Consider the following 19,395-nt stretch of genomic DNA (forward strand, 5'->3'; position numbering starts at 1 on the left):
ATGACCGGCGATCCGTCAACCATCGTTGATGACAGGGGTCAGAAGAGCCGGGCGTCGCGCTGCTCCAGGTCCAGCAGGAACCGCTTGCGCGGCAGCCCGCCGCCGAAGCCGACGAGCGCGCCGTCCGCCCCGACCACCCGGTGGCAGGGGACGACGACGGCCAGCGGGTTGCGCCCGCAGGCGAGCCCGACGGCCTGCGCCCCACCCGGCTCGCCGACCGCCCGCGCGACCTGGCCGTAGGAGCGGGTCTCGCCGTAGGGGATGGCGGTCAGCTGCGCCCACACCGCCCGCTCGAACGCGCTGCCGACCGCACGAAGCGGCACGTCGAAGGCCCCCCGCCCGCCGGCGAAGTACTCGCCGAGCTGGTCGGCGACGGGGGCCAGCGCCGCCTCGTCCCGCGGTCCCAGGTCGGCGTCCGGGCCCGGCGGGTCGAGGTACAGCCGCACCAGCACGCCACCGTCGGCGACGACGGTCAGCGGGCCCAGCGGCGAGGGCAGCACGGCGTGCACGCGCATGCCCGGCAGTCTGCCGCCGGGCACCGACGGTCAGCCGGCGGCGGCGTCGCGCTGCTTGTCCTTCTTCTTGCGGCTCTTCTTCTCCCGCTCCTCGCCCTCGTCCCCGGCGAGCCGGGCGAGCTCGCCGCGGATGAAGTCCCGCGTGGCGAGCTCCCCGACCGCGACCCGCAGCGACGCGAGCTCCCGGGCCAGGTACTGGGTGTCGGCGCGGGTGCTCGCCGCGCGCGCCCGGTCCTCCTCGGCCTGCACGCGGTCGCGGTCGGCCTGCCGGTTCTGTGCCAGCAGGATCAGCGGCGCGGCGTAGGCGGCCTGCGTGGAGAAGGCCAGGTTCAGCAGGATGAACGGGTAGGGGTCCCAGCGCAGCCGGACGGCGGCGACGTTCAGCACGATCCAGGCGATCACGATGACCGTCTGCACGGCCAGGAAGCGCCCGGTGCCCAGGAACCGGGCGATGCCCTCGGCGAACCGGCCGATCGCGTCGGGGTCCAGCCGGAACGCGCTGCGCCACGTGCGCCCGCGCCCGCCCGGGACGTCGAGCCGCCGCCCGGGCTCAGCCACGCCGGGCCCGCTCGCGCCAGTCCTCGGGCAGCAGGTGGTCCAGGACGTCGTCCACGCTCACCGCACCGACCAGCCGCCCCTGGTCGTCGACGACCGGCGCGGCCACCAGGTTGTAGGTGGCGAAGTACTGCGTCACCTGCGCCAGCGGTGCCTGCGGGCGCAGCGGCTCCAGGTCGTCGAGCACCCCGCTGACCAGGCTGGACGGCGGCTCCCGCAGCAGCCGCTGGATGTGCGCCAGCCCCAGGTAGCGGCCGGTGGGCGTCGCCGACGGCGGCCGGCAGACGTACACCTGGCTGGCCAGGGCCGGGGTGAGCTCGGGTGCCCGCACCCGCGCCAGCGCCTCGGCGATGGTGGCGTCGGGCGTCAGGATCACCGGCTCGCTGGTCATGATGCCGCCGGCGGTGTCCTCGGAGTACTGCAGCAGCTGGCGCACCGGCTCGGCCTCGCCGGGCTCCATGAGCTCCAGCAGCCGGTTGCGGTCGACGTTGGACAGCTCGGCCAGCAGGTCGGCGGCGTCGTCGGGGTCCATCTCCTCGAGGACGTCGGCGGCGCGGGCCTCCTCCAGCGTCGCGAGGATCGCGATCTGCTCGGCCTCGGGCAGCTCGCCGAGGACGTCGGCCAGCCGCTCGTCGTCCAGCGCCTCGGCGACCTCGTGCCGGCGCTTGACCGGCAGGTCCTGCAGCGCGTGCGCGAGGTCGGCGGGGTTGAGCTCGCGGTAGGTGGCGATGAGGGTCTCGGTGCCCTGCCCGGCCTCCGGCAGCGCCAGGCCGGTGACCTCGTCCCAGGTGAGCTGGTGCAGCTGGCCGCGGCGGCTGAGCCGGCCGGGCTCCTGGACGGCGAGCCGGGTGACCAGCCACTCGCCGGTGCGCTGCTGCTCGATCGCGGCGTCGACGACGACGCCCGGCCGCCCGGACTCGGTGATCGTGACCGAGCGGTCGAGCAGCTCGCCGAGCACGAGCGTCTCGCCGCGGCGCTGCTCGAAGCGCTTGAGGTTGATGGTCCCCGAGGCGAGCACCACCCCGCCGGGGTCGACGCCGGTCACCCGGCCCACGGGCACGAAGATCCGGCGGCGGGCGACCACCTCGACGACGAGTCCGAGCACGCGCGGCGGGGCGGCGCCCACCCGCAGCGCGACGACGACGTCGCGGACCTTGCCCACCCGGTCGCCGTTGGGGTCGAACACCGCGAGGCCGGCGAGCCGCGAGACGTACGCCCGCGTTCCCGTCGTCATGGCCGGGAAGGCTACCGTCGGGTGCCGTGGAGGCCCCGGCAGTGCTGGACTACGAGATCGTCGACGTCTTCGCCCCGCACCCGTTCGCGGGCAACCCCCTGGCCGTGGTGTTCGACGCGGACGGGCTGAGCACCGGGCAGTGCCAGGCGCTGGCGAACGAGTTCAACCTGTCGGAGACGGCGCTGCTGTCGGCCCCGAGCGAGGGCGGCGACTACCGGAACCGGATCTTCACCCCGCACGTCGAGCTGCCCTTCGCCGGTCATCCCAGCGTGGGCGCGGCGTACACCCTCGTGCGCACCGGCCGGCTGCCCGCGGGCACGGTGCGCCAGGAGTGCGGGGCGGGGGTGCTCGACGTGGTGGTGGACGCCGCCGGCGCCCGGCTGACCGGCGGCCGGCCCACCCTCGAGGAGGGGCCGGACCCGGCCGGGCTGGCCGAGGCGCTGGGGCTGGAGCCCGCCGACCTCGTCGGCCAGCCGGCGGACGTGGCGGGTTGCGGGCTGTCCTTCGCCTACCTGCACGTGCACCCCGGGGCGGTCGACCGCGCCGCGCCCGACCCGGTGCTGCTGGACCGCCTCGGCGGGCACGGGGTGTCGGTGCTGTCCTGGGACCACACGACCGGCACCGCCCGCGCCCGCGTGTTCGCCTCGGGCCTGGGCTGGGGGGAGGACCCGGCGACCGGGTCGGCCGCGCTGGGCGCCGGCGTCTGGCTCACCGCCGCCGGGCTGCTGGCCGGCGAGGGGACCAGCGCGTACGAGATCCGGCAGGGCGAGCGGATGGGCCGGCCCTCGGTGCTGAGCTGCACGGTGACCGCGACGGCGGGCGCCGCCGTGGCCGCGACCGTCGCCGGCGCGGTGCTGCCGGTCGCCGCCGGCCGCATCCGCGTCCCGGACGGGGGATGAGCGGCCGGCCCGCCGGCCCCGCCCGGGGGTCGACGGCGCCCGCCGACGCGTGGGCGGTGCACCGGCCGGGGCCGCGCGACGTCGCCGTCCTGTCGGTGGCCGTGGTCGGGATCAGCCTGTCCGCGCCGCTGACCACGCTGCTGACGGCCCCGGTGCTGGCGCTGGCCTTCTGGCGCAACGCCCTGGGTGCGGGCGCCCTGCTGCCGGTCCTGCTGCTGCGCGAGCGGGCGGCGCTGCGCGGGCTGCGGGTGCGGGACCTGGGCAGCTCCGTCGTCGCCGGGCTGTTCCTCGCCGCGCACTTCGCCGCCTGGCTGCCCAGCCTGTCGATGACGTCGGTCGCGGCGTCCACCGCGCTGGTGACCACCACCCCGATCTGGACGGCGCTGGCCGCCCGGCTGTCCGGCGTGCGGCTGCCGGCCGCGGTGTGGGGCGGGCTGGTCCTGGCCGTGGCGGGGGTGGCGCTGATCGCGGGGGTCGACGTCACCGTCAGCGCCCGCGCCCTGGCCGGGGACGGGCTGGCGCTGCTCGGCGCGGTGTGCGCCGCCGGCTACGTGCTGGCCGGTGCGCGGGCCCGGGTGCGGCTGTCGACGTCGGCCTACGCGGTCGTCTGCTACGGCGTCTGCGCGGGCGCGGTCGCCGTCGCCGCGCTGCTCACGCACACCCCGCTGGGCGGGTTCCCCGCCCGGGACTGGTGGCTGATCGCCGCCATCGCCGTCTGCGCGCAGCTGCTCGGGCACACGCTGCTCAACCTCGCGCTCGCCTCGGTCGGCCCGACGATGGTCAGTCTGGTGGTGCTGCTGGAGGTGCCCGGCGCGCTGCTGTTCGCGCTGGTCCTGCTCGGGCAGCTGCCGCCGCTGCTCGCGCTGCCGGGCGTCGTCCTCGTCGTCGGCGGGGTGGGGCTGGTGGTGCGCGCCAGCCGGCCGGCCACCCTGGTCGAGCCGGGCACCTAGGCCCGCCCTGGGACGGCGGGTGATCACGCCCGTCGCTACCCTCCGGTAGCTGACGGGCGGCGAGGGCGCCGCCGTACCCACCCGCTGGAGGCACCGTGGCCGAGCTCCGTTCCCGCCGTTCCAACCTGGCCGTGCCGGGCAGCAACCCGCGCTTCCTGGAGAAGGCGAAGGGGCTGAACGCCGACCAGGTGTTCCTCGACCTCGAGGACGCCTGCGCGCCGCTGGCCAAGCCCGGCGCCCGCAAGAACATCGTCGCGGCGCTCAACGAGGGCGGCTGGGGCAACAAGATCCGCACCGTCCGCGTGAACGACTGGACGACGGAGTGGACCTTCCAGGACGTGCTCGAGGTCGTCGGCGGCGCCGGCGCCGAGCTCGACTGCATCATGCTGCCGAAGGTCCAGGACGCCGCCCAGGTCAAGGCGCTGGACATGCTGCTGACCCAGATCGAGAAGGCCAACGGCCTGGAGGTCGGCCGGATCGGCATCGAGGCGCAGATCGAGACCGCGCAGGGCCTGATCAACGTCAACGACATCGCGTTCGCCAGCGACCGCATCGAGACGATCATCTTCGGCCCGGCCGACTTCATGGCCAGCATCAACATGAAGTCGCTGGTCGTCGGCGCCCTGCACCCGGACTACCCGGGCGACCCGTTCCACTACATCCTCATGCAGATCCTGATGGCCGCCCGCGCCCGCGGCGTGCAGGCCATCGACGGCCCGTTCCTGCAGGTGCGCGACGTCCCCGCGTTCGAGGAGGTCGCCAAGCGGTCGGCCGTCCTCGGGTTCGACGGCAAGTGGGTGCTGCACCCTGGCCAGGTCGAGGCGGCCAACGAGATCTACTCGCCGTCCCAGGAGGACTACGACCACGCCGAGCTGATCCTCGACGCCTACGAGTGGGCGACGTCGGAGGCCGGTGGCAAGAAGGGCTCGGCGATGCTCGGCGACGAGATGATCGACGAGGCCAGCCGCAAGATGGCCCTGGTCATCGCGGGCAAGGGCCGCGCGGCCGGCATGTCCCGGACGTCGTCCTTCACGCCGCCCGAGAGCTGACCCCTGCCGACGAGATCGGCGAACTCGGCGCCATCAGCGGCTGATGGTGACGAGTTCGCCGATCTCGCGGTGTCCTCGGCGGCTCGGGGTCCTCCCTCAGGGGCCGAAGCTGACCGTGGAGGCCACGACGACGAAGAAGAGGATGCCGAGCACGTAGATCCCGGTTCCGATCCCGCCGACGATCGCCCCGGCCAGCGCCAGGCCGTCGCCCTCCTCGCCGGTCTCGCGGATCTGCCGCCGTGCCGCGAGTCCGAGGCCCAGCCCGACCGGCGGGAGCATGAAGGCGAGGACGAGCGACGCGATCGCCAGGCCGTTGGTCGGCCGGCGGTGGCCGTACCCCGGTGGCCAGCCCGGTGGCGATCCGTACCCGGGGGGTGCGTAGCCGGGGGGCGGATACCCGGGCGGGGTGCCGTACCCCGGGGGCGGGCCGTAGTGCTGCCCGTACACGGGCGGCGGGGCCAGCTGCGGCGGCGGGTCGCCGCGGTAGAGCTCGCCGTCGCTGCTCATCTCGTCCTCCCGGTCACGTGCCGACCGCGGCCGGCGGCAGGGCCCGCAGCCGCGCGGCGACGCCCTGGGCGGCGCTCGCGCCCGCCGCAGCATCCTCCGCGACGATCACCGACACCACCGCGCCACGCCCCTGGGCGATCACGTCCTGGGTGGTGCCGTCCGCCAGCCGGTAGCGGGCGACGACGACGTCCTCGGCCAGGCCCTCGACGGCCGGCGGGTCGACGAAGGTCCGGTCGCCGGCCGGGCAGGCCGACAGCGCGTCGCGCAGCTCGGTCAGGGCGAGAGCCCCGGAGGCCGCGCCGTCGTAGGCGATCGACTCGGCGGCGACGGCCGCGGCGCCCTGCGGGTCGAGCCCGACGACCGGGAACTTCAGCACCCGGTGCTCCTCGGAGGCGAAGGAGACGCCGCAGATGCCCTGCAGGCTCGGGTTGCCCGACAGGTCGCTGTCCTCGGGGACCGGGTTGGCCTGCACGGTCCAGCCGGCGGGCAGGTCGGTGGCCCGCAGCGACACGGCGAGCGCCGCCTCCCCGGCGTTGCGGACGGTGGCGGGGTCGAGGGCCGCGGCCGCGGACTCGGCGGCCTGCGCCGGGGCGGGGGCGCCGGTGGGGGTGGCGCCGTCGTCCCCGGCGCAGCCGCCGAGCAGCAGGGCGGCCGCGAGCAGGGCGGGGGTGCAGCGGCGGCGGGCGTCCATCCGCACCGACGCTAGACCTGCCGGGTCGGCGCCGACGGGCGCCCGGGACCGGCCGACCCGCGTCGCGCATACTCGCTGGTAACCAGCAGGACACCGGAGTGGAGCGCAACCGATGGCCCGTCTCGCCCAGACCGCCGACCTGACCGACGTGCAGCAGGAGATCCTGTCGACCGTCCGCAGCTTCGTGGACAAGGAGATCATCCCCGCCGCGCAGGAGCTCGAGCACGCCGACGAGTACCCGCAGGAGATCGTCGACGGGCTCAAGGAGCTCGGGATCTTCGGCCTGATGATCCCCGAGGAGTACGGCGGCCTCGGCGAGAGCCTGCTGACCTACGCGCTGGCCGTGGAGGAGATCGCCCGCGGCTGGATGAGCGTCTCCGGCGTCATCAACACGCACTTCATCGTCGCCTACATGCTCCGCCAGCACGGCACCGCCGAGCAGAAGGAGCGGCTGCTGCCGAAGATGGCCACCGGCGAGGTGACCGGCGCCTTCTCGATGTCCGAGCCCGGCCTGGGCTCCGACGTGGCGGCCATCCGCACCAAGGCCACGAAGCAGGACGACGGCGGCTACGTCATCGACGGCCAGAAGATGTGGCTGACCAACGGCGGCTCCTCGTCGCTGGTGGCCGCGCTGGTGCGCACCGACCTGGGCCACGAGAAGCCGCACCAGAACATGACGACCTTCCTGGTGGAGAAGCCGCGCGGGTTCGGCGAGGTCGCTCCCGGCCTCACCATCCCCGGCAAGATCGACAAGATGGGCTACAAGGGCGTCGACACCACCGAGCTGGTCTTCGACGGCTTCCGGATCGGCGCCGACGCGATCCTCGGCGGCGAGCCCGGCCGTGGCTTCGCGCAGATGATGGACGGCGTCGAGGTCGGCCGGGTCAACGTGGCCGCCCGCGGCTGCGGCATCGCGATCCGCGCCTTCGAGCTGGGCATCCAGTACGCCCAGCAGCGGGAGACCTTCGGCAAGCCGATCGCCCAGCACCAGGCGATCGCGTTCAAGCTCGCCGAGATGGCCACCAAGGTCGAGGCGGCGCACACGATGATGGTGCGCGCGGCCCGGCTCAAGGACGCCGGTGTGCGCAGCGACGTGGAGGCCGGCATGGCCAAGGTGATCGCCAGCGAGTACGCCGCCGAGGTGACCCAGGAGTCCTTCCGCATCCACGGCGGCTACGGCTACTCCAAGGAGTACGAGATCGAGCGCCTCATGCGCGAGGCGCCGTTCCTGCTCATCGGCGAGGGCACCAGCGAGATCCAGAAGACGATCATCAGCCGGAACCTGCTCAAGGAGTACCAGCTCAAGCGCTGACGACCCCGCCACGGGAGGCCCGGGACCGGTTCGGTCCCGGGCCTCCCGCGCGTTCAGCGGGCCGGGCGCCGCTCGTAGCCCCGGCGCGCCCACAGCCAGCCGGCGACGGCGATGCCCGCGCACCAGGCGACGGCGACGGCGTCGCTGCTGCCGATGGCGGTGCCCGACAGCAGCCCGCGCAGCGTCTCGACGACCGGGGTGAACGGCTGGTGCTCGGCGAACCACGCCAGCCCGGCCGGCATCGAGTCGGGAGGGACGAACGCGCTGCCGAGGAAGGGCAGCAGCAGCAGCGGCATGGGGGCGTTGCTGGCCGCCTCGACGCTCGACGTCGCCAACCCCAGGGCGACCGACAGCCAGGACAGCGCCAGGCTGACCAGGACCAGGAGGCCGGTCGCGGCCAGCCACTCGACCACACCGGCGTCCGGCCGGAAGCCGACGAGCAGGGCGACGGCGAGCACCACCGCCAGGCCGGCCATGGTCTGCACCACCGCGCCGCCGACGTGCCCGGCCAGGACCGCGCCGCGGCTGATGGACATCGTGCGGAAGCGGGCGATGATCCCCTGGGTCATGTCCATGGCCACCGAGATCGCCGTCCCCTGCGCGCCGGCTGCGACGGCGAGGACGAGCAGGCCGGGCGTCAGGTAGTCCGCGTACTCCGCCCGGCCGCCGGACGGGCCGCCGAGGCCCGCGCCCAGGGCGCCGCCGAGGACGTAGACGAACAGCAGCAGGAAGACGATCGGCATCCCGGCGACGACCAGCGTCAGCGACGGGTAGCGCAGCGCGTGCCGGAGGTTGCGGCGCAGCATGGTCGCCGCGTCGGTCACGGGCAGGGTGAGCGTGGTCATCGTGCGGGTACCTCCGCCTCGGTGGGGCGCCCGGTGAGGGCGAGGAAGACGTCGTCCAGGTCCGGGCGGTGGACGGTCAGGTCGGCGACCTCCACGGCGGCCTCGTCGAGCCGGGCCAGCACCTCCCGCAGCGCGGCGACGCCGTCGCCGGGGACGTCGAGGGTGAGCGCCTCGGTGTCGGCGGTGGAGCCGGGCAGCAGCCGGGCGGCGCGGTCCAGCGGCTCGCGGCCGGCGAACCGCAGCCGCAGCCAGCCGCCGGGGACCAGCCGCTTGAGCTCGGTCGCGGTGCCCTCGGCGACCAGCCGGCCGCCGTCGAGCACGCCGATCCGGTCGGCCAGCTGGTCGGCCTCCTCGAGGTACTGGGTGGTGAGCAGGACGGTCGCGCCGTCGGCCACGAGCTCGCGGACGGTGTCCCAGACCGCGCGGCGGCTGCGCGGGTCCAGGCCGGTGGTCGGCTCGTCGAGGAAGACCACGCGCGGCTCGCCCATCAGCCCCATGGCCAGGTCCAGCTTGCGGCGCATCCCGCCGGAGTAGCCGGAGGGCAGGCGGTCGGCGGCGTCGACCAGGTCGAAGCGCTCCAGCAGCTGCGCGGCCCGCGCCCGGGCGGTGCGCCGGTCCAGGTGCAGCAGGTCGCCGACGAGCCGCAGGTTCTCCGCGCCGGTCAACAGGTCGTCGACGGCGGTGGACTGGCCGGTGACGGCGATGGCGGCGCGGACGGCGCGCGGTTCCCGGGCGAGGTCGTGGCCGGCGACCCGCACCTCGCCGGCGTCGGCCGGGATGAGCGTGGACAGGACGTCGACGGTGGTCGTCTTGCCCGACCCGTTGGGGCCGAGCAGCGCGTAGACGGTGCCCTCGGCGACGGTGAGGTCGAGCCCGTCGAGGACGGTCCGCGGCCCGAAGGACGTCCGCAGGCCGCGGACCGAGATGGCGGCGGCGGTGGCGGTGGCGGTCGGCATGGCGGCGTCCCCTCAGGCCCGGTGGACGACGACGTCGCCGAAGCTGGTGCGGGCGTGGATCTCGACGGTGTCGGTGGCGTCGTCGGGCCCGGTGGCCTCGTCCAGCTCGGTGCGGACCCGGCCGGACCGGGAGTCCAGGTCGAGCCAGGCGGCGGTGCCGCGGCGGACGCCGGCCTCGATGCCCCCGAAGGCGGTCTCCAGGGTGAGCGCCCCGCGCACGGCCTCGCCGACGCGGACCTGCCCGTAGCGGGTGCGCGCGCCGACGGTGCCGAGGGTGCGGTCGACGCGGATGTCACCGAAGTCGGTGTCCAGCTGGGCCTGGCCGCCGGCCTCGCCGACGCGGACGTCGCCGAAGGACGTGCTCAGCTCGGCGTCGCCGTCCACGGTGTCGGCGCTGATCGCCCCGCTGGACGTGCGCGCCCGCAGGGTGGTCGCGTGCTGCAGGCGCAGCTCCCCGTGCTTGCTGCGCAGGTCGGCGGCGGCCAGCCGGCCGGTGCAGGTGACGGAGCCGGCGCCGGTCTGCACCTCGACGGTGGACCCCGCAGGCAGGTCGACGTCGACGGTCACCTGCGCGCCGTTGCCGAGGAACAGCAGCCGGGGCCGGCCGGAGGTGCGGACGACCAGCCGGTCACCGGAGAGGTCGACGACGGCCTGCTCGGCGGCGGTGACGTCGGCGGCGCTGTGCGGATCGCTCGGCCGCACGGTGACGACGGTGTCGGTGCGGTCGGACGCGTGGACCCGGACCGGGCCGGAGGCGACCTCGATGCGCGCGGTGACGGGGCCGGGGGTGGGGAACGTGGGCATGGGTGCCCTCCTGCGGGCAGCGTGGGGAGCCCCGCGGCCGGGCGGCCGGGGGTGCGGTGCGGGAGGAGCGGGCGGGACGCCGGCTAGCGGGTCCAGCCCGTGTAGTGGTTGCCGCCGGACCAGCGGCTGCGGCGGCTCTCCGCGGGCGGCCGCGGATCACCGGCGGATGTGCCGGACAGGGCGGCGGAGACGGCGCGGACGAGCCAGGTGTTGACCGAGGTGCCCTCGCGGGCCGCGGTCTCGTCGACCCGGGCCTTGAGCTGCTCGGGCAGGCGGACGGTGATGCGCAGGGTGGTGCCCTCGTCGGCGTCGGGGGCGGGATCGGCGGCCGCGGGTGCCGGCTCGGGGACCGGTGCCGGCTCGGCCGGGGGAGGGGTGACGACGAGACCGAGGTCGGCCCCCCGCAGCCGCACGTCGACGGCGCCGGGGGCGAGCTGGCCGGTGAGCTCCTCGGCTGCGGCCGACAGGGCGCTGAGCAGCGCCAGTCGGGCCGAGGACTCCAGCGGGGCGGTGAGCCGCTCCGCCAGGGCGCGGGCCTCCTCGCCCCCGGCGGCCGCCGCGGTGATCAGGTCGCGGCGGAGCTGGTCGACGAACGGTGCGAGGTCCATGACGCCACTGTGACACCACTGTGGTGTCACGTCAACCAGCAGTGGTGTCACACGTGGTGTCGGGACGGCGTCAGGTCCGGCGGGCCAGCACCGGCAGGTAGACCGCGAGCGCCATCAGCAGCATGGCCAGCGGCACGTGCACCACCAGGTTGCCGCGCGCCTCGTCGGCGAGGGAGCCGAGCAGGTACTCGACGACCAGCAGCACGAACAGCGCCGCGGTGGCGCCGACGACCGCGCGCCGGTGCCGCATCCAGACGACGGCGGCGACCGTGGCGAGCAGGGCCAGCACGACCGTCGCCTCGCCCGCGTGCTGGTGCACCTCCACCCAGGTGCCGGCGTCGTCGGTGCCCAGGAAGAGGCCGGCCCACAGGCCCTGCAAGAGCACCCCGAGGGTGGTCAGCCCCACCAGCGCGCTGAACGCCGGGTGCGGGCGGGTGGACGGCTGCTCGGCGGTGGCGGCCCGGTCGCTCACGGGTGGCTCCTCGGTCGGTCCTGCTGGGTCGTGGTGAGTCTGGCGCAGCGGTGACGTCGGCCGCGTGCGAGGCTCCGGCTCGTGAACGGAGCGCAGGCACTGATCCGCACGCTGGTGACCGCAGGGGTGGACGTCTGCTTCGCCAACCCCGGCACGTCCGAGATGCACTTCGTCGCCGCCCTGGACGACGTCCCGGAGATGCGCGGCGTGCTGACCCTGTTCGAGGGCGTGGCGACGGGCGCGGCCGACGGCTACGCGCGGATCGCCGGCCGCCCGGCCGCCACCCTGCTGCACCTGGGCCCGGGGCTGGGCAACGGCCTGGCCAACCTGCACAACGCCCGCCGCGGCGGTGCGCCGCTGGTCAACGTGGTCGGGGACCACGCCCGCTCGCACAAGCGGCTGGACGCGCCGCTGGAGAGCGACATCGACGCCCTCGCCGGCACCGTGTCCGGCTGGGTGCGGCGGTCGCTGTCCCCGGCCGACGTCGCCGCCGACGCCGCCGAGGCGGTGGCCGCCGCGGCCCGCGGCCAGGTCGCCACGCTGGTCCTGCCCGCCGACGTCTCCTGGGACGAGGGCGCCGAGCCGGCCGCGCCGCCCGCCGCCCACCACGCACCGGTGCCCACCACCTACCGGCTCGGTGCCGTCGCCGCCGCCTTGCGCTCCGGCGCGCCGGTGGTCCTGTTCGTGGGTGGGGACGTCGTCGCCTCCGAGGCCGGTCTGCGCGCGGCCGCGCAGGTCGCGGCGGGCACCGGCGCCCGGCTGATGAGCGAGACCTTCCCGGCGCGCACCGTGCGCGGTGCCGGGCTGCCCGCGCTGCCCAAGCTGCCCTACCCGCCGGAGATGGCGCTGGCCTCGCTCGCCGGCACCGCCCACCTGGTGGTGGCCGGCGCCCGCCCGCCGGTGAACTTCTTCGCCTACCCCGGCGTCCCCGGCACGCCCGTCCCCGAGGACTGCACGGTGCACGTGCTGTCCGAGCCGGGGGAGGACGGCGTCGCGGCGCTGCGCGAGCTCGCCGACCTGGTGGCGAAGGAGGCCCAGCCGGAACTGCTGGAGGCCTCCCGCCCCGAGCTGCCCACCGGGCGGCTGACCCCGCGGGCGATGTCGGCGGTGATCGGCGCGCTGCTGCCCGAGCGGGCGATCGTCGTCGACGAGGCCGTGACCTCCGGCGTCGGGCTGGCGGAGCTGACCTCGGGCGCGCCGCGGCACGACTGGCTGGCGCTCACCGGCGGCGCGATCGGCGACGGGCTGCCGATGGCGGTGGGCGCGGCCGTGGCCGCGCCGGACCGCCCGGTGCTGGCGATCCAGGCCGACGGCAGCGCGATGTACACCCTGCCGGCGCTGTGGACGATGGCCCGCGAGCAGCTCGACGTGACCGTGCTGCTGTGCGACAACGGCTCGTACGCGATCCTCGAGAACGAGCTGAGCCGGGTCGGCGCCTCCGGTGGCGGGGACCGCGCGGGCAAGCTGCTGGACCTCGGCGGCCCGGGGCTGGACTTCGTGGCGCTCGCCCAGGGCATGGGGGTGCCGGCGACGCGGGCGACGACGGCCGAGGAGCTGGCCGAGCAGCTGCGGGCCGCGCTCGCCGAGCCGGGACCTCACCTGGTGGACGCCGTCCTGCGCTGAACCGCGCGACCGGTCCGGGATCACCCCGACGGGGGACCCGAGGTTTCGGCAGGTCCAGTTCCGTCACCTGCGGCCCGATGCCTCCCCTGACGACATCGTCGGGGACCGGGAGGCACGCGGGTGACGCGGAACGTGCGGGTGTGGGGTGCGGCCGGAACGGTCGCGGCCGTCGCGCTGCTCGCCGTCCACCTGGCGGCCTACGGCAGCTGGACCGCGACCCACCTCTACTACGGGGTCCAGGTCGCGGCCGCCGCACTGAGCTGGTGGGGCAGCAGCCGGCAGCCGGCCGGGTCCCGCTCGGCGATGCGCTGGATCGCCCTGGGCCTGACGTGCTACGCGTCGGGCAACCTCGCCTGGACGCTGGAGCACGACGTCGACCCGGACACCGTGCTCGGGGGCGGCGAGGTCCTCTACCTGGCCAGCTACGTCTTCCTCGGCCTGGGGCTGTGGCGGTTCGCGGCGGCCCGGGAGCGCACCCGCGAGGTGGTCCTGGCCGGCGGCATCGACGTCCTGGTCGTCTTCGTGTCCGGGCTGGCCCTGGTCTGGCAGCTGTCGCTGACCTCGATGGCCGCCGACTCCGGCCTGACGACGGCCACGCGGCTGATCTGGTCGCTGTACCCCACCCTGGACGCCGTGCTCATCGGCCTGGTGGCGCGGCTGCTGGTCCAGCGCGGGCGCGGCGAGCCGGCCGCGCTGGCGGTGGCCGGCGGTGCGGCCGTGTGGCTGGCCGGTGACCTCGCCTACCTGCTGGGCGCCGACGCCGGGATGATGAACGCCTGGGTCGACACCGGCTGGATGCTCGGGTCGCTGCTGATGGCGCTGTCCACGCTGCCCCGGCGCTCCCCGGCCCCGGGCCCGGCCGACGCCCGCGACGTCCTGCTGCGCAGCGGTCTGGGCCGGCTCACCGTCTGCCTGAGCGCGCTGATCGTGCCGGCCGGCGTGGAGGCGCTCAACGACGCCGCCGGCGCCGAGGACGTGCCCGGGCTGCTGCTGGCCACCACCGGGGTGCTCGTCGTGCTGGTGTTCGTGCGCGCTTCGTTGCTCGTCCGCGGCGAGGCCGCCGCCCGGGCCCGCGTCCTCTCGCAGCAGCGCTACAGCGCGGCCCTGGCCGCGCACAGCTCCGACGCGGTCGCGGTGGTCAGCCGGGACGGCCGGCTGCTCAGCGACCCGGCCGGCCTGCCGCGGGTCGTCCAGGTGCCGGCGGCGGAGGGGGCCGACGCCGGTGAGCTGCTCCGGCTGATCGGGGCCGACCCCGTCGAGGCGCACCGGGCGTTCCGCCGGGCGCTGCAGGCCGGTGGCGAGGTCGTGGACGCGGAGCTGGCCTTCCGGCGCGAGGACCGGTCGGGCTGGATCGGCGTCCGGCTGGTCGACCTCACCGACGACCCGGACGTCGGCGGTGTCGTCGTCCACGTCACCGACATCTCCGACCGCAAGCGCGCGGAAGAGGCGCTGGCCCACCAGGCGTTCCACGACGCGCTGACCGGGCTGGCCAACCGCGCGCTGTTCGCCGACCGGGTCGAGCAGGCGCTGCTGCGCGGCGCCCGCGGGCAGGGGCACGCCGCGGTGGTCTTCATCGACCTGGACGGCTTCAAGGGCGTCAACGACACCCTCGGCCACCCGGCCGGCGACGCGCTGCTGCGCGAGGTCGCCGCCCGGCTGCGCGCGGTGGTGCGCGCCGAGGACACCGTGGCGCGGCTGGGCGGCGACGAGTTCGCCGTCCTGGTCGAGCAGGCGTCGACCGGGTCCGGCGAGGCCGTCGCGACCGCGGAGCGGCTCCTCGCGGCGCTGGCCGAGCCGGTCGTGCTCGACGGGCAGAGCGTCACCGTGTCCGGCAGCGTCGGCATCGCCGTCGCCGATGCCGGGGCCACCGGCGACTCGCTCATCGGGGACGCCGACATCGCGATGTACGCCGCGAAGATGTCCGGCCGCGGCCGGTCGGTGGTCTTCGACGCCGGCATGCGCGCCTCGGCGGTGGCGGCGCGGGAGCTGGAGCAGGAGCTGCAGGGCGCGCTGGCAGCCGGCGAGTTCCGGCTGGTGTACCAGCCGGTGATCGGCCTGGCCGACGACGCGGTGACCGGCTTCGAGGCGCTGCTGCGCTGGGAGTCGCCGCGGCTGGGCAGCGTCTCGCCGGCGTGCTTCGTGCCGGTCGCCGAGGCGTCGGGGCTGATCGAGGAGATCGGCGCCTGGGTGCTGCGGGAGGCCTGCACCGCGGCCGCGGAGTGGCGGGCCGCGCACGGGCGCGAGCTGACCATGGCGGTGAACGTGTCGGCCGTGCAGCTGGCCTCGCCGCACCTGGTGCAGCACATCACCGAGGCGCTGGCCGCCAGCGGTCTGCCGGCGTCCTCGCTGGTCATCGAGGTGACCGAGACGGCGCTGGTCGACGACCCGGAGCGGGCCAGCGAGTGCCTGGCGGCGCTGCGGGCGTTGGGCCTGCGGCTTGCGCTGGACGACTTCGGCACCGGCTACTCGTCGCTGGCGCACCTGCGGCAGTTCACCGTCGACGTGTTGAAGATCGACCGCTCGTTCGTCGCGACCATCGGCGGGGACGGCGTGATGCCGCCGATCGTCCGCGGGATGATCGACCTCGGCCGCACGCTGGGCCTGGAGATCGTCGCCGAGGGCGTGGAGACCGAGGTGCAGCGGCAGCTGCTGGTCGAGGGCCACTGCGACCTGGCGCAGGGCTACCTGTTCGCCCGGCCGCTGGAGGCCGCCGACGCGTCGCTGTTGCTGCTGGCCAGCCGGCCCCGCTCGGCCGACCAGGCGTCCTGACCGGTCAGCGGCCCAGCAGCCGGCGCGCCTCGCGGTCGAGGACGACCTCCTCGTCGGCGGGGACGACGAGCACCCGCACGCGGGCACCGTCGGGGGAGACCCGGCCGGGTGCCGTCGCCGACGGGTCGAGGGCCGCGCCGAGGTGGGCGAGCATGCCGGTGACGGCGGCCCGCACGCCCGCGGAGTGCTCGCCGATGCCGCCGGTGAACACCAGCGCGTCCAGCCCGCCGAGCAGCGCGGTGTAGCCGGCGGCGGTGGTGGCCACCGCGCGGGTGAACACGTCCAGAGCGAGCCGGCAGCCGGCGTCGCCGGTCGCGGCGCGGGCCTCGACGTCCTGCATGTCGGTCACGCCGCCGGTGAGCCCGGCGATGCCGGAGCGGTGGTTGACCAGGTCGCGCAGCTGCGGGACCGACCAGCCGTGCTCGCCGAGGAACAGGACGGCGTCCGGGTCGAGGTCGCCGGTCCGGGTGGCGGAGGGGACGCCGCCGGTGGGGGAGAAGCTCATCGACGTCGCCACGGGGCGGCCGCCGTCGAGGGCGGTGACGCTGCAGCCGCCGCCGAGATGGGCGACGACGGCCCGGCCGAGGTCGGGCACGGTGTCGACGACGTGCTGCAGATTCAGCCCGTGGAAGCCGTAGCGGCGGACCCCGAGGGCGGCGGCGTCGGCGGGCAGCGGCAGCCGGGTCGCGGCCTCGGGCAGCGCGGCGTGGAAGGCGGTGTCGAAGCAGGCGACGTGCGGCAGTTCCGGCCAGCGGTCCCGCGCCGCCTCGACGGCCGCGATCGCGGCGGGCAGGTGCAGCGGGGCGAAGGGCACCAGCTCCCGCAGGGAGGCCAGCAGGGCGTCGTCGACCCGCTCGGGGGCGGTGTGCCGGGGGCCGCCGTGCACGACCCGGTGCGCGACGGCGGTCAGCTCCACGCCGGCGTCTGCCACCCGCGCCGCGAGGTCGGCGACCGCGGCGGCGACGTCGTCGGGCGGGCGGGGGACGTGCAGGTCCAGCACGCGGCGGCCGGCGGCGTCGTGCACCGCGGCCTTGAGCGAGCGGGAGCCGGGGTTGAGCGCGAGGACGGCGCCGCCGGCGCTCATCCGCGCCAGGTCCAGTCCCGCACCTCGGGCATGTCCTCCAGGTGCTCGCGGACGTAGGCGTGGTGCCGCTCGAGCTGGGCGTGGCAGAACGCGGCGAGCTCGGGGCCCCGCTCCGGTGCCCGCCGGGAGCGGCGCAGCGCCTCCAGCACGAGGTGGTACCGGCTCATCCGGTTCAGCACGACCATGTCGAAGGGCGTGGTCGTCGTGCCCTGCTCCTCGAAGCCGCGCACGTGGAAGCGGTCGGCGCGGGTGCGGCCGTGCAGCAGCTGGTGCACCGCGCGGGCGTAGCCGTGGAAGGCGAGGACGACGTCGGTGTCGGCGGTGAACAGCTGCAGGAAGCGGTCCTCGGGGAAGCCGTGCGGGTGGTCCTCGTGCGGCAGCAGCGCCATGAGGTCGACGACGTTGACCACCCGGACCCGCAGCCACGGCACGTGCTCGCGCAGCAGCTCGGCGGCGGCGAGGGTCTCCTGGGTGGGGACGTCGCCGGCCGCGGCGAGGACGACGTCGGGCGGGCCGTCGCCGTTCTCGGTGCCGGCCCACTCCCAGACGGACGCGCCGGCGGCGGCGTGCGCGCGGGCCTCCTCGAGCGTCAGGTACTGCAGGTGGCTCTGCTTGTCCGCGACCAGCAGGTTGACGTGGTCGGTGCTGCGCAGGCAGTGGTCGGCGACCGACAGCAAGGTGTTGGCGTCCGGCGGCAGCCACACCCGCACGACCTTGGACGACAGCGGGATGACGGTGTCGAGCAGGCCGGGGCCCTGGTGGCTGAAGCCGTTGTGGTCGTTGCGCCAGCAGGTGCTGGTCAGCAGGATCGTCAGCGAGGAGACCGGCGCGCGCCACGGCAGGTCGGCGGCGTGCTGCAGCCACTTCACGTGCTGCACGACCATCGAGGCGCTCACCATCGCGAAGGCCTCGTAGGTGGCGAACAGCCCGTGCCGGCCGGTGAGCAGGTAGCCCTCCAGCCAGCCCTGGCACAGGTGCTCGCTGAGCACCTCCATGACGCGGCCGTGCGGGGAGAGGTGGTCGTCGGTGGGCAGCACCTCGGCCTGCAGGCAGCGGTCGGTGACCTCGAAGACGGCCTGCAGCCGGTTGCTGGCGGTCTCGTCGGGACAGAACAGCCGGAAGGTGCCGCCGCCGTCGGCCGTGGTCGTGCGCCGGTAGACGTCGCGCAGCAGCTCGCCCAGCGGGTGGGTGGTCTCGGCGCGGGTGGTGCCGGGGGAGGGGACGTCGACGGCGTAGCTCTCCAGCGGCGGGAGGTCCAGCGGGGTGCGCCGCCGTCCGCCGTTGGCGTGGGGGGTGGCGCCCATGCGCAGGTCGCCGTCGGGGGCGAGCGCGGCGAGCTCGGGCACCAGGGCGCCGTCGTCGGTGAACAGCGTCTCGGGGGCGTAGGAGCGCAGCCACTCCTCCAACAGGGCCAGGTGGGCGGGGTCGGTCTGCACCCCGGACAGCGGCACCTGGTGGGAGCGGGCGGTGCCCTCGACCTGCACGCCGTCGACCTCGTGCGGGCCGGTCCAGCCCTTGGGGGTGCGCAGCACGATCGCGGGCCAGGCGGGGCGGACGACCTCCTCGCCGCCGCGGGCGCGGGCCTGGATGTCGCGGATGGTGTCGTGCGCGGTGCGGAGGGCGGCCTCCAGGTCGCGGAAGACGGCGCGCGGGTCGTCGCCGGCGACGACGACCGGGGCCCAGCCCTGGCTGGCGAGGTAGCCGCAGACGTCCTCGTCGGAGGAGCGGCCCCACACCGTCGGGCTGCCGATCTTGTAGCCGTTGAGGTGCAGGACCGGCAGGACGGCGCCGTCGCGGCGGGCGTCGAGGAAGGCCGGGATCTTCCAGGAGCCCGACAAGGGGCCGGTCTCGGCCTCGCCGTCGCCGACGACGCAGGCGACGAGCAGGTCGGGGGAGTCGAAGGCGGCGCCGGCGGCGTGCACCAGCGCGTAGCCGAGCTCGCCGCCCTCGTGGACGCTGCCCGGTGTCGGCACGCTCACGTGGCTGGGGATGCCGCCGGGGGTGGAGAACTGGCGGAACAGCCGCAGCAGGCCGGCCTCGTCGGGGCCCACCTGCGGGTACACCTCGCTGTAGGTGCCCTCCAGGTAGGTGCTGGCCACCAGCGCCGGGCCGCCGTGGCCGGGGCCGGCGACGTACAGGCACGGGGTGCCGGTGCGCCGGATCAGCCGGTTGAGCTGCGCGTAGATCGCCGACAGGCCGGGGCTGGTGCCCCAGTGGCCGAGCAGGCGGGGCTTGACGTCGGCGTGCTCCAGCGGGCGGCGCAGCAGCGGGTTGGCGCGGAGGTAGATCTGGCCGACGGTGAGGTAGTTGGCCGCGGCCCACCACCGCAGGTCCAGCTCCAGCTCCTCGTCGCCGTAGTGCTCGCCGACCGCGGTGCCCGTGGGGCTCTGCATCGCCATGGCGCCAGTCTGTCGGGTGCGGGGTGGCCGTGGCCGGTCGAGCCGGGGGACGGCGACGTGAACGCGGGAACACGCGGGGGCCCGGCCGCAGCTCCGGCGGGGGTCACCCGTTCCGGTGGTGAC

At 75.6% G+C, this 19,395-nt stretch carries 18 protein-coding genes; 6 read left to right on the top strand and 12 right to left on the bottom strand.

Annotation, left to right across the window (positions count from 1 at the left end):
• Positions 1-38: 38 nt before the first annotated feature.
• The 3 genes from ACI781_RS00535 to ACI781_RS00545 are packed head-to-tail and all read right to left on the bottom strand — an operon-like array spanning position 39 to position 2,304.
• Entirely contained in the window at positions 39-515 is a 477-nt protein-coding gene (locus ACI781_RS00535; protein WP_456564114.1) for a methylated-DNA--[protein]-cysteine S-methyltransferase, read from the bottom strand.
• Between the two features lie 30 nt (positions 516-545).
• Positions 546-1,073 carry a DUF1003 domain-containing protein gene (locus ACI781_RS00540; RefSeq protein WP_456564115.1) on the bottom strand — a complete coding sequence of 176 codons (528 nt, stop codon included), beginning with the start codon at positions 1,071-1,073 and terminating at the stop codon, positions 546-548.
• The gene (locus tag ACI781_RS00545) at positions 1,066-2,304 is read right to left on the bottom strand and encodes a magnesium transporter MgtE N-terminal domain-containing protein (protein WP_456564116.1); all 1,239 of its coding nucleotides are present in this window, start codon (positions 2,302-2,304) and stop codon (positions 1,066-1,068) included. Before ACI781_RS00545 ends, ACI781_RS00540 begins: the two co-directional genes overlap by 8 nt.
• A 26-nt stretch (positions 2,305-2,330) precedes the next feature.
• Here ACI781_RS00545 and ACI781_RS00550 point away from each other — a divergent pair, with 26 nt between their 5' ends.
• From ACI781_RS00550 to ACI781_RS00560, 3 genes are all read left to right on the top strand, one after another.
• The gene (locus ACI781_RS00550) at positions 2,331-3,203 is read left to right on the top strand and encodes a PhzF family phenazine biosynthesis protein (protein ID WP_456564117.1); all 873 of its coding nucleotides are present in this window, start codon (positions 2,331-2,333) and stop codon (positions 3,201-3,203) included.
• Entirely contained in the window at positions 3,200-4,153 is a 954-nt protein-coding gene (locus ACI781_RS00555; RefSeq protein WP_456564118.1) for a DMT family transporter, read from the top strand. Before ACI781_RS00550 ends, ACI781_RS00555 begins: the two co-directional genes overlap by 4 nt.
• Before the next feature lie 95 nt (positions 4,154-4,248).
• The gene (locus tag ACI781_RS00560; RefSeq protein ID WP_456564119.1) at positions 4,249-5,202 is read left to right on the top strand and encodes an HpcH/HpaI aldolase/citrate lyase family protein; all 954 of its coding nucleotides are present in this window, start codon (positions 4,249-4,251) and stop codon (positions 5,200-5,202) included.
• Between the two features lie 96 nt (positions 5,203-5,298).
• Here the strand turns inward: ACI781_RS00560 and ACI781_RS00565 are convergent, their stop codons facing one another.
• Both ACI781_RS00565 and ACI781_RS00570 read right to left on the bottom strand, forming a co-directional pair.
• Entirely contained in the window at positions 5,299-5,709 is a 411-nt protein-coding gene (locus ACI781_RS00565; RefSeq protein ID WP_456564120.1) for a DUF4190 domain-containing protein, read from the bottom strand.
• A gap of 13 nt (positions 5,710-5,722) precedes the next feature.
• Positions 5,723-6,400 (bottom strand): hypothetical protein, encoded by a 678-nt coding sequence (locus ACI781_RS00570; protein ID WP_456564121.1) that lies wholly within the window; start codon positions 6,398-6,400, stop codon positions 5,723-5,725.
• Positions 6,401-6,512: 112 nt separating this feature from the next.
• Between ACI781_RS00570 and ACI781_RS00575 the strand changes: the two genes are divergently transcribed.
• Positions 6,513-7,712: an acyl-CoA dehydrogenase family protein gene (locus ACI781_RS00575; RefSeq protein ID WP_456564122.1), complete on the top strand. Its 1,200-nt coding sequence runs from the start codon at positions 6,513-6,515 to the stop codon at positions 7,710-7,712.
• 53 nt (positions 7,713-7,765) lie between these two features.
• Here ACI781_RS00575 and ACI781_RS00580 read toward each other — a convergent pair whose 3' ends face one another.
• The 5 genes from ACI781_RS00580 to ACI781_RS00600 all read right to left on the bottom strand — a co-directional run bounded on the left by ACI781_RS00580 (position 7,766) and on the right by ACI781_RS00600 (position 11,397).
• Positions 7,766-8,557, bottom strand: coding sequence for an ABC transporter permease (locus tag ACI781_RS00580; RefSeq protein ID WP_456564123.1), 792 nt, complete (start codon positions 8,555-8,557; stop codon positions 7,766-7,768).
• The gene (locus tag ACI781_RS00585; RefSeq protein ID WP_456564124.1) at positions 8,554-9,513 is read right to left on the bottom strand and encodes an ATP-binding cassette domain-containing protein; all 960 of its coding nucleotides are present in this window, start codon (positions 9,511-9,513) and stop codon (positions 8,554-8,556) included. Before ACI781_RS00585 ends, ACI781_RS00580 begins: the two co-directional genes overlap by 4 nt.
• A 12-nt stretch (positions 9,514-9,525) precedes the next feature.
• Positions 9,526-10,317, bottom strand: a complete 792-nt coding sequence (locus ACI781_RS00590; RefSeq protein WP_456564125.1) for a DUF4097 family beta strand repeat-containing protein — start codon at positions 10,315-10,317, stop codon at positions 9,526-9,528.
• 83 nt (positions 10,318-10,400) lie between these two features.
• Positions 10,401-10,925, bottom strand: a complete 525-nt coding sequence (locus ACI781_RS00595; protein WP_456564126.1) for a ribbon-helix-helix protein, CopG family — start codon at positions 10,923-10,925, stop codon at positions 10,401-10,403.
• A 70-nt stretch (positions 10,926-10,995) separates the two neighbouring features.
• Entirely contained in the window at positions 10,996-11,397 is a 402-nt protein-coding gene (locus ACI781_RS00600) for a hypothetical protein (protein ID WP_456564127.1), read from the bottom strand.
• An 81-nt stretch (positions 11,398-11,478) separates the two neighbouring features.
• Here ACI781_RS00600 and ACI781_RS00605 point away from each other — a divergent pair, with 81 nt between their 5' ends.
• Positions 11,479-13,020 (top strand): acetolactate synthase large subunit, encoded by a 1,542-nt coding sequence (locus ACI781_RS00605; RefSeq protein WP_456564128.1) that lies wholly within the window; start codon positions 11,479-11,481, stop codon positions 13,018-13,020.
• Positions 13,021-13,140: 120 nt separating this feature from the next.
• Positions 13,141-15,789 carry a putative bifunctional diguanylate cyclase/phosphodiesterase gene (locus ACI781_RS00610; RefSeq protein WP_456564129.1) on the top strand — a complete coding sequence of 883 codons (2,649 nt, stop codon included), beginning with the start codon at positions 13,141-13,143 and terminating at the stop codon, positions 15,787-15,789.
• A gap of 4 nt (positions 15,790-15,793) precedes the next feature.
• On the opposite strand, the gene ACI781_RS00615 is transcribed toward ACI781_RS00610, so the two are convergent.
• The gene (locus ACI781_RS00615) at positions 15,794-16,873 is read right to left on the bottom strand and encodes an acetate/propionate family kinase (protein WP_456564130.1); all 1,080 of its coding nucleotides are present in this window, start codon (positions 16,871-16,873) and stop codon (positions 15,794-15,796) included.
• Entirely contained in the window at positions 16,870-19,272 is a 2,403-nt protein-coding gene (locus ACI781_RS00620) for a phosphoketolase family protein (protein ID WP_456564131.1), read from the bottom strand. The genes ACI781_RS00615 and ACI781_RS00620 overlap by 4 nt, the downstream gene beginning before the upstream one ends.
• Positions 19,273-19,395 lie beyond the last annotated feature (123 nt).

This window comes from Blastococcus sp. SYSU D00695, assembly GCF_054050555.1.

Coding starts and splice junctions, on each gene's coding strand:
- ACI781_RS00535 (WP_456564114.1), bottom strand. CDS start 515: ATGCGCGTGCACGCCGTGCTGCCCTCGCCGCTGGGCCCGCTGACCGTC.
- ACI781_RS00545 (WP_456564116.1), bottom strand. CDS start 2,304: ATGACGACGGGAACGCGGGCGTACGTCTCGCGGCTCGCCGGCCTCGCG.
- ACI781_RS00555 (WP_456564118.1), top strand. CDS start 3,200: ATGAGCGGCCGGCCCGCCGGCCCCGCCCGGGGGTCGACGGCGCCCGCC.
- ACI781_RS00565 (WP_456564120.1), bottom strand. CDS start 5,709: ATGAGCAGCGACGGCGAGCTCTACCGCGGCGACCCGCCGCCGCAGCTG.
- ACI781_RS00570 (WP_456564121.1), bottom strand. CDS start 6,400: ATGGACGCCCGCCGCCGCTGCACCCCCGCCCTGCTCGCGGCCGCCCTG.
- ACI781_RS00575 (WP_456564122.1), top strand. CDS start 6,513: ATGGCCCGTCTCGCCCAGACCGCCGACCTGACCGACGTGCAGCAGGAG.
- ACI781_RS00580 (WP_456564123.1), bottom strand. CDS start 8,557: ATGACCACGCTCACCCTGCCCGTGACCGACGCGGCGACCATGCTGCGC.
- ACI781_RS00585 (WP_456564124.1), bottom strand. CDS start 9,513: ATGCCGACCGCCACCGCCACCGCCGCCGCCATCTCGGTCCGCGGCCTG.
- ACI781_RS00590 (WP_456564125.1), bottom strand. CDS start 10,317: ATGCCCACGTTCCCCACCCCCGGCCCCGTCACCGCGCGCATCGAGGTC.
- ACI781_RS00595 (WP_456564126.1), bottom strand. CDS start 10,925: ATGGACCTCGCACCGTTCGTCGACCAGCTCCGCCGCGACCTGATCACC.
- ACI781_RS00615 (WP_456564130.1), bottom strand. CDS start 16,873: ATGAGCGCCGGCGGCGCCGTCCTCGCGCTCAACCCCGGCTCCCGCTCG.
- ACI781_RS00620 (WP_456564131.1), bottom strand. CDS start 19,272: ATGGCGATGCAGAGCCCCACGGGCACCGCGGTCGGCGAGCACTACGGC.